This is a genomic window from Saccharopolyspora cebuensis (assembly GCF_039542665.1).
GTDB classification, from domain to species: domain Bacteria; phylum Actinomycetota; class Actinomycetes; order Mycobacteriales; family Pseudonocardiaceae; genus Saccharopolyspora; species Saccharopolyspora cebuensis.
In genome coordinates this window covers 417,438-433,267 of record NZ_BAABII010000004.1, presented here as the reverse complement: position 1 = coordinate 433,267, position 15,830 = coordinate 417,438, and the positions used below count along the sequence as shown (strand labels likewise).

Here is a 15,830-nt window from a genome sequence, read left to right as displayed (position 1 = left end):
TTGGAGTGCGTCGGCCACCGCGGCTAGCGGGTAGGCGACGACCGGGCCGACGGCGACGACGAACGGTCGGCGGACTTCGGCCCTGCCGATCACCTCTACCGAAACGCACTTCACCGCATTGACGGAGTGCCCTTACTCTGCGACCAACGCCCGTGCAGAGCGTCAGGGGGTCTAAATGAACATCATCGGTTCGAGCGGCTCGCCCGTTACTCCCGATACCTGGAACGAACGGGAGATGCGGGACGCGTTGGCGCGGCGCGATGTCAGCGAGATCTACAAGCAGCTCCGCAGGCACGGGGTCTCGCAGCGGCAGATCGCGGCGTCGACGGGGCAGTCGCAGTCCGAGGTGTCCGAGATCCTCAAGGGTCGGCAGGTCATGGCCTACGACGTGCTGGCGCGCATCGCTGACGGGCTGGGTATCCCGAGGGGGTTCATGGGCCTCGCCTACGACGGGGCCACGGCGGTCCGGGTCGGCTCGGCGAAGAACCCCGAGGCTGAGGAGGACGAGTCGGTGAAACGCCGAAACTTTCTGTCCCACGCCGCGACCGTGACGATGGGCGCGGCGGTGCTCGGTGTGGAGGCGAGCGCGTGGAACCCCGCCAGCGCGCAAACGCCGGCACCGACCCGGATCGGCATGACCGACGTGCAGCAGATCCAGGCCGCCACCAAAGCGCTGCGCGACCTGGACTACCGCTACGGCGGCGGGACCTGCCGCGACGCGGTGGTCGCGCAGCTGTCCTGGGCGCAGCAGCTCCTCGACGCCAGCGCCACCGAGCAGGTGCGCAGGCACCTGTTCGTCGCGCTGGCCGACATGCACAGCCTGGCGGGGTGGACGTCCTTCGACACCGGGCTGCTCGACCCGGCGCGCGGCCACTTCGGCAAGGCCCTGGAGTTCGCCAAGCAGGCCGGCGACGAGGGCCTGGTGGCCTGCGTGCTCTACCGGATGGGTCGGGTCTACCTGCACTACCAGGAGCCCAACGAGGCGCTGAAGCTGTTCCAGCTCGGCCAGGTCGCCGCCCAGGAGTCCGGCTGCGCGCTGACCGTCGCGGTGCTCAGCGCCAACCAGGCGTGGGCCTACGGGATGCTCAACCGGCCGGACCAGGTGCAGCAGATGCTCGGCCGCACCAAGGACGAGTTCGCCCGGCACGACGGCCGCGAGGCCCCGGACTGGGTGCGCTTCTTCGACGCCAACGACCTGCACTGCATGATCGGTTCGGCGCAGGACGCGCTGGCGGTGTACTCGCCGGAGAAGCACGCGCCGCTGGCGGTGGCCGCGACGATGAAGGCCAACGCCTCCTACGGGCCGAGCATGCAGCGCTCGCACGTGTTCGGGCTGAGCATGCAGGCGACGAACCACATCCGCTCCGGTGACCTGCAGGAGGGCATCCGGACCGGCCGCAAGGCGCTGCAGCTCGCCGAGCGGGTCAAGTCGCAGCGGATCGTGGACCGGATGCGCCCGCTGCAGCTCGAAGCGGCCCGGCACCGGATGAACCCCGACGCCCGCGAGCTGGTCGAGGACGTCCGGTTGTTCCGCGACGCCTGATCCGGACGTCCTCGCGCACGACCCCCGCCGCGGCGGGTTCTTCCCGGTTGGAGCACATGGTTTCGCAAGTCCGCTCGGGCACCGGCGAGCGGTCGTCCCGTTCCGCGCCCGCGGGGCGCTACAGCGGCCCGAAGCTGGCGATGGCGCTGGCCGACGTCTGCGCGGCGGCCGGTCTCGATCCCCGCGGCGCCCGGCTGCTGCGCTTCGTCAACAACGCGGTCTTCCGGCTGCGCGAGCACCCCGTGGTGGTGCGCATCGTGCTGGCGCCGTCGCTGGCGCACCGCGCCGGGCACGTGGTCGCGGCGGCGCGCTGGCTGGCCGAGCACGACGTCCCGGCGGTGCGGCTGCTGCCCGGCGTGGAGCAGCCGGTGCGGGTCGGCGAGCACGTCGCGACGTTGTGGGAGGCGGTCCCGGAGGTCGGGGCGGCGACCGCCGAGCACCTCGGCGGGCTGCTGCGCCGGTTGCACGAGTTGCCCGCGCCCGCGGTGCTGCCCTGGTGGCAGCCGTTGCGCGACGTGCGGCGCAAGTTCGCCGACGCCGAGGAGCTCGACCCCGGGGACCGGCGCTTCCTGGAGCGGCACTGCGCCGACGTGGAGCACCGCCTGGAGGAGATGAGCCTGTCGCTGCCGTGGACGGTGGTGCACGGCGACGCGCACCTGGGCAACGTGATCGCCGGGCCGGACGGGCCGGTGCTGTGCGACCTGGACTCGATGTGCGTCGGCCCGCCGGAGTGGGACCTGACGCCGCTGGCGGTCGGCAGGCTGCGGATGGGGCACCCGGCGGAGCGCTACGAGCGGTTCGCCGCCGCCTACGGTCGCGATGTCACCACGTGGCCCGGGTTCCCGGTGCTGCGCGACTTGCGGGAGCTCAAGATCGCGGTGAGCGCGCTGCCGATCCTGCGGAGCAACCCGGGCGTCCGGGAGCAGTTGCGGCACCGGCTGCGGGCGATCCGGGAGCGGGACTTCGACACCCAGTGGGCCCCGTACGGTTAGTGCTCATGCGTCCGAATGCGCTAGGCCGTTCGGGGGAAAAACTCCTGGCTTGTGCGGGCATTCGGTGATGGATGGTGACGAAAGCCGCGCCGAGCGGGTAAACCATACGAGCGAACGGGCTGCACCTCGGCGCGAACGGGTTACCCATGAACTTCTTCAAGTCGTTCCCCCTCCGGCGTCGCCGCGCGCTGCGCTCCGCGCGGGTCCTGGACGAGGTGGTGGACGCGCAGCTCGCGCTGCTGCCCGAACTCCCGGACGACCTGCGGGAACGCGCCGCCGACCGGCTCGCCGAACTCGTCGGGCTGAGCCAGGCGTACCGGCACTTCAGCCAGGGCTGGATCACCCGCCGGGAGCTGGAGACCCGGGGCCGCGCCGCGCTCCGGCGCCTCGAAGGCGATCCGTTCCACCCGGATGGAGCAACTCACCGAATCTGAGCTACCGCTCACCGAGATCCGGGTTGTTCCGCCCAGCGGGAGCCCGGACGGCGATCTTCGGCCCGGCGGTCCCCCTGCCGGGGTGATCGCCCGTCCGCCCACGTGCTCGTCCCGTGCACGGCGGCGGCGGCCGTGCACGGGACTGCGGTCTCAGGTCTGCGGTCTGCGGCTCAGGACGAGTCGAGGGCGTCGCGCAGGCCGGCGAGCCAGTCGAGGTGCCCGCGGATCGCGACCCGGCCCTCCTTGGTCAGCCGGAACCAGGTCCGCGGCCGACGGCCCACCGAGCCCTTGCGCACTTCGAGGTAGCCGGCTTCCTCCAGCGTGCGGCTGTGCTTGGAGACCGCGGAGTCGCTCGCGCCGAGCATGTCGCGGGCCGTGGCGAAGTCGACCCACTTCGCGCCCTGCAGCAGCGCGCACAGCGCCAGCCGGGGTCCGGTCTCGAAGATCGGGTTCCGCCCCGCGCCCTCGTCCGGCGTCCGGTCCGGTCCGGGATCGTGGCCGGTCACGGCTTGACCTTGCCCGATTCGATGTCCCGGCGCATCGCCGAGCGGGTCTTGATCTGGATGACGAGCACGGCGATCGCCAGGACCGGGTACACCACGAACGCGACCTGCCGCTGCCCGTTCTCGACCAGCGCGAAGAGGCTGCCGAACCCGATCACCGCGATCGCGATTCCGGCCAGCCAGATCAGTCGGGCGCTGGGGTAGGAGTAGATCCGCTTGGGGAGGTAGACCCCGGAGCGGCGGCGCCGGGACCAGGAGTGGACGGCCGAGGCGAGCACCACCGCCACCAGCCCCCACTGGAGGTACTGCGAACCGCCCCCGTCCAGCCAGGAGAACCAGATCGGGAGGCCGGCCACGAGCGCCAGGAGGACGCCGTTGACCACCCAGTAGGAGGTGGAGAACTCGGCGTGGGCCGCGAGGCGGCGGCGTGCGTCGGCAACTTGGTCGAGCTCGGACTTCTCGGACATCGGAGGCTCCCTCTCGCATGTACTTGCAATATGGAAAGCGTAACCGACTTGGGAAGTAGATGCCACACCACCCGGGAAGTCGCCGACCACGCACGTCATCAACGCTGGTCGGGGCGCGGACGCGGGGTGGCGCGAGGACAGGTGCCGACCGCCCGGCGTGGGGTTCCGCCCGCTCGGCGGGGGACGTGCTGGACGAAAAAGTGCCCCCCACCTGGCGGGAACCAGGTGAGGGGCACCCTCACTCAACTCGGGCCGGGCCCGAACGTCACTTCTTCGGTTTGCCCAGGCGCAGGGCCAGCACCATCCCGAGGACCACGAGCACCGCGGCGCCCGCGATCCACGGCCAGACCGGCATCCCGCCGGTGCCCTCCTCCTGGGACGCGGCCTCCGGCGGCGGCGCCGGGGTGCCCGAGCCGGCCTGGGCCACGCTGAACGTGACCTTGCCGGACACCGGGTGGCCGTCGTTGGACAGCACGCGGTAGCCGATCACGTACTCCCCGGCCGGACCGAGCTCGCGGACCGGCGCGACGACCGAGTTGCCCTCGATCCGCACCTGCCCGTCGGTCCAGTAGGTCTCGCCGGGGCCGACCACGGTCACGGTGTTGTAGTCCTCACCCGCGCGGACCGGCTGGTCGAAGGTGAGCACCACCTCCCGGGGCCCGGTCTCCAGCCGCGCCCCTTCGGCCGGGTCGCTGCCGACCAGCACGTTGTGCGCCAACGCCGGACCCGCCCCGCCGAGCAGGGCGGCGACCGCGAGGGCCGTCACCACCAGCGCGCGCCTCATGAGCGCCTGCTCCGCAGCAGCGCGCCGGCGCCCACGCCGAGCCCGAGCGCGCCGACGACCAGGCCGGCCCCGCCCAGCCACCGGGCGGTGTCGTCCGAGCCGCCGCCCGCCGCCGCGGCGCCGTCCTCCTGGTGGGAGCCGCCGCCGTGCGAGTGGCCGTCCTCGGACTCGACCAGGGTCAGCGTCGGCGCCGGGTGCTCCGGTTCGGAGCCGTCCGGGGCCGGCGGCTGGTCCCAGCGGACCACCTCACCGCTGTCGTAGGTCTGCGCGGTGGGCAGCACCAGCGTGTCGGTGTCGGTGGGCATCGTGCCGAGGCTGGCCTCGAACTCCTGGTACTCCCCGGGGTCGATCCGGGTGCCGGGCCGGGCGGTCCAGGTGATGGAACGCACGGCCTCGGTGACCTCGGCCCCGGCGACCTGCACCGGCCGGTCCAGGGTGACCTTCTCCACGGAGGCGGTCCAGCCCGGCAGCGGCTTGGTCCGCACCGAGCTCAGCGGGGTGTCGGTCGGCAGGGTGACCTGGATCGCCACGGTGCCCGCGTCCGGGCGCTCGTTGGGCACCCGGAACGCGAGGGTGGCGTGGCCGCCCTTCGGGGCCTCCCCGGGTTGGGCGCTGACGTGGGCGGACGCGGTGCCCGCGCCGGCGAAGGCGAGCAGCGCGCTGATCGCTCCGGCGGCGGCGAACCGCGCGCCGAGAGACTTCTCGGACAAGATTGTTCTCCCGTTCTGGTATCGCGCGCGAATAGTGGCGCGAATGCGAATTGACAACGATCAGGTGTCGGATGGCACCGAATCGTGATCGAAAACGGGAGTTCCGGGCGGGCCGCGAAGTCCGTGAATGCGCTGTCCGATCAACTCCGCCAGAACGCGCACGACGGGCGCCGGAATCATGATCGGGCACACGTCGGCGACTACGGGGAGTGGCGACGGTCGGCGCGGCAGGAGGCGTCCGAGCAACGAGGCGGCCACGAACAGCGCGCGCTCCGCGTGGGCCATCACGAGGGCCGTGCCGACCGCGACGGCGGCGTGCCCGGCGGTCATCTCCCAGGGCGAGAACGGCATCGGAGCGACCCCGCTGCCGTGCTGGTGAGTGCCCACGAGCTGGAGAAATGCGTGAAGTGCCCCCTGGCTCACGGCCAGGGCCCCTAGAATGCTCCACGACCCGCGCTTGCGACCAGCGAGCGCCGCACCGGCACCGGCGATGAGGGAGATGATCACTGCGGTGCTGCCCGGACCAGGCAACGCGCCGCCCGCGGCGGCATGCGCCGCTACGGACAGTGATGCCGATGTGATGGCCAGCACAGCACCGCGCAGGACCCGCACAAGGCCCTGCGCAGGAGCCACGTAGACCACCACGACGGTCAAGTCTAGATGTCGGTTCGGCCACGTCGAACGCTGGTGAGCTTGCCTTGTTCACCCGTTTGGGTCACGGTTTATAGGTTGCAGACGGTCGGGATCAATCCCTGCACACGTGCACGAGCACACGGTTCCGAATCGTCGTGACTGACGACGGAGAGGAGGGGGCGTCGGTTTTCGACGCCGTAACCTGTGTCGAGCGAACCTGAACACAGCGGTACCGCCACGGCGGCACCCACGGAATTACCCGGAAAACCCGATTACACCGGTGGTAGGCCCCGAACCGACTGGGTCGTGTTCGGCGTCACCGCGGCCATCATGTTCGTCCTGGTCGGCTGGGGCGTGGCGAGCACCGAGACGCTGAGCAGCGTGTCGAAGGCCGCGCTGGACTGGCTGATCCTGAACACCGGTTGGGGCTTCGTGCTGGCCGCCACCGGATTCGTGTTCTTCGCCCTGTTCCTGGCCTTCAGCAAGTACGGCCGGATCCCGCTGGGCAACGACGGCGAGAAGCCGGAGTTCCGGACGGTCTCGTGGATCGCCATGATGTTCAGCGCCGGGATGGGCATCGGTCTGATGTTCTTCGGCGTCAGCGAGCCGCTGAGCCACTTCGTCTCGCCGCCGCCGGGCACCGTGCCCGGCGAGACCGACGAGGCCATCCGGACGGCGATGGCGACCTCGCTGTTCCACTGGACCCTGCACCCGTGGGCGATCTACGCGGTGGCGGGCCTGGCGATCGCCTACAGCAGCTTCCGCCGCGGGCGCAGCCAGCTCATCAGCAGCGTGTTCCGCCCGCTCATCGGCAAGCGCAACGCCGAGGGCCCGATCGGCAGGCTGATCGACATCCTGGCGCTGTTCGCCACCCTGTTCGGGTCGGCGGCGTCGCTGGGCATCGGCACCCTGCAGATCCGCAGCGGCATGGAGGCCGCGGGCTGGCTGGACCCGGACAGCGCCTCGACCACGGTCCTGGTGCTGATCATCGCGGTGCTGACGGTCTGCTTCATCGCCTCCGCGGTGTCCGGCGTGGCCAAGGGCATCCAGTGGCTGTCCAACATCAACATGGTGCTCGCCGCGGTGCTGGCGATCTTCGTGTTCGTGGTCGGCCCGACCATCCTGATCCTGAACCTGCTGCCGACCTCGCTGGGCACCTACCTGAGCGACTTCGGCGAGATGGCGTCGCGGTCGGGTGCCACCGGCGGCGACCCCATGCACGAGTGGCTGGCCGGCTGGACGGTCTTCTACTGGGCGTGGTGGATCTCCTGGACGCCGTTCGTGGCGATGTTCATCGCCCGGATCAGCCGGGGCCGCACCATCCGCCAGTTCATCAGCGGCGTGCTGCTGGTGCCCAGCGCGGTGAGCCTGGTGTGGTTCGCGATCTTCGGCGGCGCCGGGATCGACAGCCAGCAGGCGGGCAACAACGTCTACGGCGACGGCACGCCCGAGGCGCAGACCTTCGCGGTGCTGGAGCACCTGCCGCTGACCCTGGTCACCTCGGTGATCGTGATGATCCTGGTGGCGATCTTCTTCGTCTCCGGTGCCGACGCCGCCTCGGTGGTGATGGGCACGCTGTCCCAGCGCGGTTCCATCGAGCCGAGCAAGTGGGTGGTCATCTTCTGGGGTGCCGCCACCGGTGCCGTCGCGGCGATCATGCTGGTCGTCGGAGGCGGCGAGGACGAAGCGCTGTCCGGCATCCAGAACCTGACGTTCATCGGTGCGCTGCCGTTCGCGGTGATCATGGTGCTGATGTGCGTCGCGTTGATGAAGGACCTGCGCAGCGACGACATCACGCTGCGCGACGCCAAGGGCGCCGAGGTCCTGGAGCAGGCGGTCATCATCGGCGAGGAGGAGCACGAGGGCGAGTTCCAGCTCGTCACCACTCCCGCCGAGCCCAACGGGGACGAGAACGGTTCCGCGAGCAGCGGTTCCGGCGACCCCGACGACCTCGGTGACGAGGACGAGGGCAAGGGCAGGACCGAGGAAGCGGGTAAGGCGTGAGTTTCCTCGATTACGTCGGTTCGCGTTGGCAGCAGCTGCTGGTCGACGCGTACCAGCACGCCAGCATGGTGGTGCAGTGCATCGTGCTGGCGACGATCGTCGGCGTCCTCGTCGGGGTTGCGGTCTACCGCAGCCCCGCCGGGGCGGCGATCGCCACCGCGCTGTCCAGCGCGGTCCTCACGGTTCCGTCCTTCGCCCTGTTCGGCCTGCTCATCCCCGTGCTGGGGCTGGGCGTGGCGCCGTCGGTGCTGACGCTGGTGCTGTACGCGCTGCTGCCGATCGTGCGCAACACGATCGTCGGGCTCTCCACGGTCGACCGGCCGATCGTCGACGCCGCCCGGGGCATCGGGATGAGCCGCTTCTCGGTGCTCACCAAGGTCGAGCTGCGGCTGGCCTGGCCCCCGATCCTCGCGGGCATGCGGGTGAGCACCCAGATGCTGATGGGCATCGCGGCCATCGCCGCGTACGCCAAGGGGCCCGGGCTGGGCAACAGCATCTTCAGCGGACTGTCCCAACTCGGCGGCGCCAACGCGTTGAACATGGCGCTCGCGGGCACCATCGGCGTGATCGTCCTCGCCCTGGTGCTGGACGCCGTCTTCGTGCTGATCGGACGGCTGACCACTTCGAGGGGAATTCGTGGCTGACAACAACAACCCCGGTACGACCGGCGGGCACGGTGTGGAGATCCACCTGGAAGAGGTCTCCAAGCGGTACCCGGGGCAGCAGGCCCCCGCGGTGGAGTCGGTGACCATGACCATCCCCGCCGGCGAGACGGTGGTGCTGGTCGGGCCTTCGGGCAGCGGCAAGACCACCACCATGCGCATGATCAACCGGTTGATCGAGCCGACCTCCGGCAAGATCAGCATCGCGGGCGAGGACGTGCTCGCGCTGGATCCGGACAAGCTGCGCCGCGAGATCGGCTACTCGATCCAGCAGGCCGGGCTGTTCCCGCACATGACCGTGGGCGAGAACGTCGGGATGGTCCCGGGGCTGGTCGGCTGGAGCAAGCAGCGGATCGCGGAGCGGGTCGAGGAGATGCTCGACCTGGTCGGGCTGGACCCGGCGGAGTACACCAAGCGGTTCCCGCGGCAGCTCTCCGGCGGTCAGCAGCAGCGCGTCGGGGTGGCCCGCGCGCTGGCGGCGAACCCGCCGGTGCTGCTGATGGACGAGCCGTTCGGCGCGGTCGACCCGATCACCCGCGGCGTGCTCCAGGACGAGCTGATGCGGCTGCAGGCCGACCTCGGCAAGACCATCGTGTTCGTCACGCACGACTTCGACGAGGCCGTCAAGCTGGGCGACCGGATCGCGGTGCTCGGCGAGCGGTCGAAGATCCTGCAGTACGACACGCCCGAGGCGATCCTGACCAACCCGGCCGACGACACCGTCGCGGGCTTCGTCGGCGCCGGTGCCGCGCTCAAGCAGCTCACCCTGCGCCGGGTCCGCGACATCGACGTCACCGAGGTGCCGACCGCGAAGGTCGACGAGGCGCCCTCGGCGCTGGCCGAGCGGCTCGGCTCCCGGCGCGGCGCGATCGGCCTGGTGCTCGACCGCCGCAACCGGCCGCTGCGCTGGGCCACCGCGCGGGAGGCCGGCGCGGTGGCGGCGCTGGAGCGGGCCGGACGTCCGGTGGAGGACAGCGTCTCGCTGGCCTCCACGTTGCAGGACGCCCTGGAGGCGATCCTCACCGACGACGACGGCGTCGCGGTGGTCACCGGCAAGCGCGGCGAGTACGCCGGCGTGGTCGACATCGACACGGTGATGAACGCGATCAAGGCGTTGCGCGAGGAGAACGCCGAACCGGACGAGGCCGCCGTCGCCGGAGCGGGCTCATGACCGCTCAGCTCACCGCCGACTCGGGCCTGTCCCGCGCGGACCGGTTGCGGCTGCTGGCCCAGCCGGTCGCGGTGCTGGTCCTGGTGCTGGGCGTGCTGGCGTGGGCGTTCGCCAACAACGACGACGACGTCACCGCCCGCAGCATCAACGGGCCGACGATCCTGAACCTCACCTGGCAGCACTTCCTGATGAGCCTCGCGGTCGCGCTGATCGTGGTGCTCCTCGCGGTGCCGCTCGGGGTGCTGCTCAGCCGGTCCTGGGCGCGGCTGGCCGCGCCGCTGGTGATCGGCCTGGCCAACATCGGCCAGGCGGCCCCGTCGGTGGGCCTGCTGGTGCTGTTCTTCCTGTTCACCGGCGGGAGCACCGGCTTCTGGATCGCGGTGCTGCCGATCGCGCTGTACGCGCTGCTGCCGGTGCTGCGCAACACCATCGTCGGGTTGCAGCAGGTGGACTCGTCGCTGATCGACGCGGGCCGGGGCATCGGGATGTCGGCGGGCAAGGTGCTGCTGCGCATCGAGCTCCCGCTGGCCATCCCGTACATCCTGGCCGGGCTGCGCACCGCGCTGGTGCTCGCGGTCGGGACCGCGACGCTGGCGCTGTTCGTCGGCGCGGGCGGGCTCGGCGAGCTGATCGACACCGGGTACAAGCTGAACAACTGGACCGTGATGGTCGTCGGCTCCGTGCTGGCGATGGCGCTGGCGCTGCTGGTCGACTGGCTGGGCGCGCTGGCCGAGACCTACCTGTCGCCGAGGGGGCTGCGATGAAACTGCGAACCCGACGAGGTGCGATCAAGCTGGCGTCGCTGGCGATGGCCGGTGCGCTGGTGACCTCCGGCTGCGGGTTGTCGTCCGGTTCGGCGATCCCGCTCCAGGTCGAGCCCGGTTCGATCCGGCCGGTGCCGGAGCTGGAGGGCGTCACGCTGACGGTGGGCTCCAAGGCGTTCACCGAACAGCTCGTGCTCGGCTACATCGCCGAGTTCGCGCTGGACGCGGCGGGCGCCAACGTGCGCGACCTGACCAACATCGTCGGCTCGTCCAGCGCGCGGCACGCCCTCAAGAGCGACCAGATCGACCTGCTCTGGGAGTACATCGGGACGTCCTGGGTCAGCTACAACGGCCAGACCGAGGTGATCCCGGACGCGGAGCGGGCGTACCAGGCCGTCAAGAAGATGGACCTGGAACGGCACGACGTGGCGTGGACGGCGCTGGCCTACGGCGTCGACAACACCTACGCGTTCGCGGTGAACCAGGAGAACGCGGAGAAGTACGGGCTGGAGACGGTCTCCGACATGGCCGAGCTCGTGCGGGAGAACCCGGAGGCCGGGTCCTTCTGCCTCGACACCGAGTTCGCCAACCGCAACGACGGGATGCCCGGCGTCGAGCAGGAGTACGGCTTCAAGGCCGACCCGTCGAAGATCCGCATCCTGATGGAGGGCCCGATCTACCAGGCCACCGCCAACGGGACCTGCGTCTTCGGCGAGGTGTTCACCACCGACGGCCGGATCAAGGCGCTGGACCTCAAGGTGCTGGAGGACGACCGGCAGTTCTTCCCGCGCTACAACGCCGGGATCAACACCCGCGCCGAGATCCTGGAGCGCTACCCGCAGATCACGGAGGTGTTCGAGCCCGTCTCGGCGGCGCTGAACAACGAGGAGCTCAAGGAGCTCAACGCCGAGGTGGACGTGGAGGGCCGCGACCCGGCCGACGTCGCCCGCGACTGGATGGTGGAGAAGGGCTTCGTCACGCTCCCCGACTCCCCCCAGAACCAGAGCGGCTGACCCACCCCGACGAGAGCGCCCGCCCGGCCACCGGGCGGGCGCTCTCGTCGCATCGAGGACGGGTCCCGGCGCCCCTACAATGCGCGGGTTGCAGCAGGGGAGCTGGGAGGGCGCGACGATGGGACGTTCGTGGAACGACGTCAAGCAGGCCAAGGCCGACATCGACCGGCGCAACGGCCGGGACCTCGAGTCCGCGGCGGAGCTGGCCGAACGCCGGACCCGGGCCTACGTCCTCGCTGACCGACTGGCCGAACTGCACGAGCACGAAGGGCGCACGCCGGAGCGCTCCTTCCCGCCCGGGTGACTCTTGCTGAGTGAGGGGCACCCTTGTCCAAGTAATTTGGGCAAGGGTGCCCCTCACTCATGTCCCTTTCGGGTGAGGCGCGGCGGATGCGCCGTTCCCTGGGGTGGCTCAGGTGTCGTAGCGGCCGGTCTTGATCGCGGTCAGGAAGCTGGTCCACTGGGCGCCGGTGGTGGTGAAGTACCCGGTGGCGCGGTCCTTGGTGTCGCGGACGGCGGCGCCCTCGCCGACGCGGCCGACCTCGACGCAGTTGGTCTGCTGCGACGAACGGGTCGACTTGCGCCATCCAACGGGCTGAATGCTCATCGTGTTCCCTTCTCCAACTCCTTGACGCGATCGGCGATGACGCCTGCCGACTCGTCCGGTGCCATCGCCAGTCGCGTGAGGTTAGCGACGGCGTCGCTGTACACCCTGACATCTCCGGGTGCGTACAAGAACGCCGATGAGCTCAGATGCTCGAGGTGCACGATGGACGGTTCCTTGCGGAAATCGAAGAGCATGAACGGTCCGGCATGGGCCGGATGCCAGGACGTCGCCCCGCCCGCGAGTACGTGCACCGTGATGTTCGGCTGGTCCGCGACATCGAGGATGTGCCGGAGCTGGTCCGCCATGACGGCGGCACCACCGGGTGACTCTTGCTGAGTGAGGGGCACCCTGTACCAAGTCACGTGGTACAGGGTGCCCCTCACTCATGTCCCTTTCGGGTGAGGCGCGGCGGGTGCGCGGCTCCTCCGGGGTGGTTCAGGTGTCGTAGCGGCCGGTCTTGATCGCGGTCAGGAAGCCGGACCACGTTGATCGGCTGAAGGCCAGCGTGCCGTAGCCCCGGTCCTTGGTGTCTCGGACGCCGGCGAAATTCTGCGCGATACCCACTTCGACGCAGGCGCCGTTGTTTCCGTTGCTTCGACTGGACTTGCGCCATGCAGCGCGGGACAGGTCCGGAGTGTTCATCGTCCGTCCCCTTCGTGTCGATTCACAGTGATTCGGCCGCGGATTCGATCATCGACCGTGAGCTGACGTGGCTCAGGGCGACACGATCGAGTTCGCTGAGTATGAGGTTATAGCGGTCGATGTCGCCAGGATCTTCCTGGTAGACCGCTCCACGGTCGTTCTCCACGTAGGCGAAGGCTGGTTCGGGTTCATCCGGGAACCGCATCATGATGAAGGACGCAGACATGGCGGCGTGGGCTCCTGCGGAGAACGGCACGATCCGAAGCTCGATGTGATCGGCCGTACCGGCCGCAACGAGATGTTCCAGCTGCTCGCGCATGACCTCTGCGCCGCCCACGGTGCGGCGGATCACGGCTTCGTTCAGGTAGAAGCGCAGTTGAGGCGGTTCTCCTTCGTCGAGCCGTTCTTGCCGTTCCCGACGCAGGCTCACGGACCGATTGACTTCCGCATCACTGGCGTTCGGGCGTGAGGCCCGTGTGATCGCTGCTACGTAAGCAGGCGTTTGGAGCAGTCCTGGGACGTACTCGGCTTGGTAGTCCCAGATGGCGGCTGCATCAGCTTCGTGCCCTACGAATCGCCGGAACGACTCCGGCACGGTATCGCGGTACGCGACCCACCATCCGCGTTGGTTCGCTTCCTTTGCCAGGCGGAGGAGGTTGTCCAGCGTGCCCGCGTCGACGTCGTAGAGCTGGCACAACAAGCGAACGTGAGGCGCCTTGATCGTCTGGCGCCCGATTTCGATCTTGCTCAGCGTTTGCTGGCTGATCTCAAGCCACTCAGCGGCGTCATCGCGCTCTTTGCCCGCGTCCTTCCGCAGTTGTCGGAGCATCGCGCCGAGCTGACGCCGTCGAACGCTCGGGCCGGGCCGTTTCGCCACTGGTGTGACCTCCACAGGTGTTGAGCAGGTGGCGTGTTGAGTCTGGCACGCCGGAACGGCATACCGGCGGACCTCTCTTTGGGTGAACAAGAGGCGCGCGCCTATACACAGGCGCGCGCCTCTGGAAGGTTTCGAGTACCAGGTGATCGCCGACCTCGGACCAGCGATCGCTCATATCTCGCGAAAGGTGGTCGAAAATGGCTCCCGAACAGCTGGGTCCGTACTCACCTCATCCGTTCCACTGGGTTCCGGGCGCTGAGCGGCGGCACGCGACGAAGGTGTCGCGGTGGCGGTGCGAGAGGACCGTGGGGACGTTGTGCGGCCAGGAGGTCGCGCCCGCGGACACGGTCCTGGCGTGGTTGTGGGAGACCTGCCCGGCCTGCGACGTCGCGGCGCACCGGCTCGCGGGCGTGCCGATGCCGCCCGGCCGACGGGCGCGCGCGTCGCCGCGTCGCGGGGCCGCGGCGAGGGTCGGCGATGAGGCGGAGCGCGGCCGGTGAGCGCGGGGTGGTGGGCGGCCGGACTGGCGGTCGCGGGCGTCGCGGCGGTGTGCGCGTCGCGGTACTTCGCCTCGGGGCGCCACGGTGGCGCGGGCGCCGGGGCGACGTCGGCGTGGTGGCTGATCGAGCAGCACCGCACCACCGGCTCCGCGCCCGCGCCGGTGCGCACGTCGTGGAGCGGGAATCTCGCCGAGGCGCTGGCCGAAGCCGTGGCCGAGGCGCCGACCGAGGTGCTGCCGAAGGTCCCGGACCTGCCGCCGTCCTCGTTCGTGCGGGACCCGGCGTCGCTGCAACGGCTGCTGGACGGCCTGCGGGCCCTGTAGTCCCGGCCCGGCGCCGACCGCACCCGGTGCTCGGCGCGGGGTCGCGGCCGACCGGTGTCACCCCGAGCACCGGTCGGCCTTCCACTCCAGGCGTGGCTCCCCGCGAGCAGAGGACGTGCCGGTCGGCAGGTCGGAGTGGCCCGAACGCTGTTGAGCAACTCCGCCGACCGGCCGGTTACCCGGTGGAGGCGCGAGTAACTCCTCGCTACAGTGGTGGCATGGCAGATGCGCAGGTCACGATTTCGGACCTCATCCATCGCCATCGCCAGGTCCTGAGCCGCCTCCAGCGGGAACGGCGGATGACCGTGACCCGGGACGGCGTGGTGGTGGCGATCATGACCGCCCCGGACGAGGACCACCAGCAGATGGACGAGTGGGCCGCCGCCGGGCTCGCTCACCCGGATTGGCGGGAGCGGCAGGAAAAGCTCTGGGACGACCTGCTGGCCTCGCCGACCCGGACTTCCTCCGGTTCGCTCGACACGGCGGGCACCGATGCGATCCTGGCCGACCGCGAGGAAACCGACCGGTGATCCAGCTCGACTCCTGCGCGGTGCTGAAGCTCGTGCGCCCGGAACAGGAGACCGCAGCGCTCACCGGCTGGCTCGGTGAGCACCGCGGCACGCCGCTCGTCGCCAGCGCCTTGGTGCGCGTCGAAGTGATGCGCGCGCTGACGCGCGTGGAAGCCGACCGCGGCGATCGATCCCGAGCCGCGTTGCTCCTCAGCGGCCTGCACCTGCACCCCGTCGCCGACGACGTGCTGGAACTGGCCGCCGGGATCGGCGGACAGCACCTGCGCAGCCTGGACGCCCTGCACCTGGCCACCGCGCTCGTCCAGCGGAGCAGCCCCACCCTGGTCACCTACGACAAGCGCCTGGCCGCGGCAGCCGAGGACGAAGGCATCCCCGTGGCCATGCCGCTCTGACGGTCCTCCGAACGCCCGAGGAGCGCGACCGCGGGTAACGCCCCGGACACCGGCTGCGACGTGATCACCAGGAGTCGTGTCCGGGAGGTGGGAGCGTGGCGGGTTGGCAGGTGCTCGCGGCGGTGGCGTTGGCCGCCGTCGTGGTGGCGGTGCTGTCCGGGGTGGGGATCGAGACGGGCGGGGTCGAGATCACCGGCGACCCCGCGGTCGCCGTCACCGAGCCGCCCACCCGTTGACCCGTTCGCGTGGGTCCGTCCGGAGTGAAGGTGCCCCTCACCC

At 70.3% G+C, this 15,830-nt stretch carries 23 protein-coding genes; 14 read left to right on the top strand and 9 right to left on the bottom strand.

The features are described from left to right. Positions 1-175: 175 nt before the first annotated feature. The 3 genes from ABD976_RS08735 to ABD976_RS08725 all read left to right on the top strand — a co-directional run bounded on the left by ABD976_RS08735 (position 176) and on the right by ABD976_RS08725 (position 2,969). On the top strand, positions 176-1,543 hold the full coding sequence (locus ABD976_RS08735) for a helix-turn-helix domain-containing protein (RefSeq protein ID WP_345360026.1): 1,368 nt from the start codon (positions 176-178) through the stop codon (positions 1,541-1,543). Positions 1,544-1,599: 56 nt separating this feature from the next. Continuing rightward, a complete protein-coding gene (locus tag ABD976_RS08730) occupies positions 1,600-2,535 on the top strand; it encodes a phosphotransferase enzyme family protein (RefSeq protein ID WP_345360023.1) in 936 nt (311 codons plus the stop codon). 146 nt (positions 2,536-2,681) lie between these two features. Next, entirely contained in the window at positions 2,682-2,969 is a 288-nt protein-coding gene (locus ABD976_RS08725; RefSeq protein ID WP_345360020.1) for a hypothetical protein, read from the top strand. Between the two features lie 170 nt (positions 2,970-3,139). Here the strand turns inward: ABD976_RS08725 and ABD976_RS08720 are convergent, their stop codons facing one another. The 5 genes from ABD976_RS08720 to ABD976_RS08700 all read right to left on the bottom strand — a co-directional run bounded on the left by ABD976_RS08720 (position 3,140) and on the right by ABD976_RS08700 (position 6,078). Next, a complete protein-coding gene (locus tag ABD976_RS08720; RefSeq protein WP_345360017.1) occupies positions 3,140-3,475 on the bottom strand; it encodes a winged helix-turn-helix domain-containing protein in 336 nt (111 codons plus the stop codon). Beyond that, positions 3,472-3,939 carry a hypothetical protein gene (locus tag ABD976_RS08715; protein WP_345360014.1) on the bottom strand — a complete coding sequence of 156 codons (468 nt, stop codon included), beginning with the start codon at positions 3,937-3,939 and terminating at the stop codon, positions 3,472-3,474. The genes ABD976_RS08720 and ABD976_RS08715 overlap by 4 nt, the downstream gene beginning before the upstream one ends. Positions 3,940-4,204: 265 nt before the next feature. Further along, entirely contained in the window at positions 4,205-4,723 is a 519-nt protein-coding gene (locus ABD976_RS08710) for a copper resistance CopC family protein (protein ID WP_345360011.1), read from the bottom strand. Beyond that, on the bottom strand, positions 4,720-5,433 hold the full coding sequence (locus ABD976_RS08705) for a YcnI family copper-binding membrane protein (RefSeq protein ID WP_345360008.1): 714 nt from the start codon (positions 5,431-5,433) through the stop codon (positions 4,720-4,722). The genes ABD976_RS08710 and ABD976_RS08705 overlap by 4 nt, the downstream gene beginning before the upstream one ends. Before the next feature lie 60 nt (positions 5,434-5,493). Beyond that, entirely contained in the window at positions 5,494-6,078 is a 585-nt protein-coding gene (locus tag ABD976_RS08700) for a hypothetical protein (protein WP_345360005.1), read from the bottom strand. 318 nt (positions 6,079-6,396) lie between these two features. On the opposite strand from ABD976_RS08700, the gene ABD976_RS08695 reads away from it, so the two are divergent. From ABD976_RS08695 to ABD976_RS08670, 6 genes are all read left to right on the top strand, one after another. Further along, on the top strand, positions 6,397-8,070 hold the full coding sequence (locus ABD976_RS08695) for a BCCT family transporter (protein ID WP_345360607.1): 1,674 nt from the start codon (positions 6,397-6,399) through the stop codon (positions 8,068-8,070). Further along, entirely contained in the window at positions 8,067-8,714 is a 648-nt protein-coding gene (locus ABD976_RS08690; protein WP_345360002.1) for an ABC transporter permease, read from the top strand. The genes ABD976_RS08695 and ABD976_RS08690 overlap by 4 nt, the downstream gene beginning before the upstream one ends. Beyond that, entirely contained in the window at positions 8,707-9,903 is a 1,197-nt protein-coding gene (locus tag ABD976_RS08685) for an ABC transporter ATP-binding protein (protein ID WP_345359999.1), read from the top strand. The genes ABD976_RS08690 and ABD976_RS08685 overlap by 8 nt, the downstream gene beginning before the upstream one ends. Continuing rightward, positions 9,900-10,667 carry an ABC transporter permease gene (locus ABD976_RS08680; RefSeq protein WP_345359996.1) on the top strand — a complete coding sequence of 256 codons (768 nt, stop codon included), beginning with the start codon at positions 9,900-9,902 and terminating at the stop codon, positions 10,665-10,667. The genes ABD976_RS08685 and ABD976_RS08680 overlap by 4 nt, the downstream gene beginning before the upstream one ends. Continuing rightward, entirely contained in the window at positions 10,664-11,680 is a 1,017-nt protein-coding gene (locus ABD976_RS08675) for a glycine betaine ABC transporter substrate-binding protein (RefSeq protein ID WP_345359993.1), read from the top strand. The genes ABD976_RS08680 and ABD976_RS08675 overlap by 4 nt, the downstream gene beginning before the upstream one ends. An 88-nt stretch (positions 11,681-11,768) precedes the next feature. Further along, positions 11,769-11,984 (top strand): hypothetical protein, encoded by a 216-nt coding sequence (locus ABD976_RS08670; RefSeq protein WP_345359990.1) that lies wholly within the window; start codon positions 11,769-11,771, stop codon positions 11,982-11,984. A 108-nt stretch (positions 11,985-12,092) separates the two neighbouring features. On the opposite strand, the gene ABD976_RS08665 is transcribed toward ABD976_RS08670, so the two are convergent. From ABD976_RS08665 to ABD976_RS08650, 4 genes are all read right to left on the bottom strand, one after another. After that, positions 12,093-12,287 carry a DUF397 domain-containing protein gene (locus ABD976_RS08665; RefSeq protein ID WP_345359987.1) on the bottom strand — a complete coding sequence of 65 codons (195 nt, stop codon included), beginning with the start codon at positions 12,285-12,287 and terminating at the stop codon, positions 12,093-12,095. After that, the gene (locus ABD976_RS08660; RefSeq protein ID WP_345360604.1) at positions 12,284-12,634 is read right to left on the bottom strand and encodes a DUF5753 domain-containing protein; all 351 of its coding nucleotides are present in this window, start codon (positions 12,632-12,634) and stop codon (positions 12,284-12,286) included. Before ABD976_RS08660 ends, ABD976_RS08665 begins: the two co-directional genes overlap by 4 nt. Positions 12,635-12,722: 88 nt before the next feature. Further along, positions 12,723-12,929: a DUF397 domain-containing protein gene (locus ABD976_RS08655; RefSeq protein ID WP_345359984.1), complete on the bottom strand. Its 207-nt coding sequence runs from the start codon at positions 12,927-12,929 to the stop codon at positions 12,723-12,725. A 22-nt stretch (positions 12,930-12,951) separates the two neighbouring features. Further along, positions 12,952-13,758: a helix-turn-helix domain-containing protein gene (locus ABD976_RS08650; RefSeq protein ID WP_345359981.1), complete on the bottom strand. Its 807-nt coding sequence runs from the start codon at positions 13,756-13,758 to the stop codon at positions 12,952-12,954. Between the two features lie 245 nt (positions 13,759-14,003). Here ABD976_RS08650 and ABD976_RS08645 point away from each other — a divergent pair, with 245 nt between their 5' ends. From ABD976_RS08645 to ABD976_RS08625, 5 genes are all read left to right on the top strand, one after another. Then, positions 14,004-14,306, top strand: coding sequence for an HC3 family zinc finger protein (locus ABD976_RS08645; RefSeq protein ID WP_345359978.1), 303 nt, complete (start codon positions 14,004-14,006; stop codon positions 14,304-14,306). Beyond that, the gene (locus tag ABD976_RS08640; protein ID WP_345359975.1) at positions 14,303-14,629 is read left to right on the top strand and encodes a hypothetical protein; all 327 of its coding nucleotides are present in this window, start codon (positions 14,303-14,305) and stop codon (positions 14,627-14,629) included. Before ABD976_RS08645 ends, ABD976_RS08640 begins: the two co-directional genes overlap by 4 nt. A 218-nt stretch (positions 14,630-14,847) precedes the next feature. After that, positions 14,848-15,159 carry a hypothetical protein gene (locus ABD976_RS08635; RefSeq protein WP_345359972.1) on the top strand — a complete coding sequence of 104 codons (312 nt, stop codon included), beginning with the start codon at positions 14,848-14,850 and terminating at the stop codon, positions 15,157-15,159. After that, on the top strand, positions 15,156-15,551 hold the full coding sequence (locus tag ABD976_RS08630; RefSeq protein ID WP_345359969.1) for a type II toxin-antitoxin system VapC family toxin: 396 nt from the start codon (positions 15,156-15,158) through the stop codon (positions 15,549-15,551). The genes ABD976_RS08635 and ABD976_RS08630 overlap by 4 nt, the downstream gene beginning before the upstream one ends. A 95-nt stretch (positions 15,552-15,646) precedes the next feature. Next, entirely contained in the window at positions 15,647-15,787 is a 141-nt protein-coding gene (locus ABD976_RS08625) for a hypothetical protein (protein WP_345359966.1), read from the top strand. The last annotated feature ends 43 nt before the right edge of the window (positions 15,788-15,830 follow it).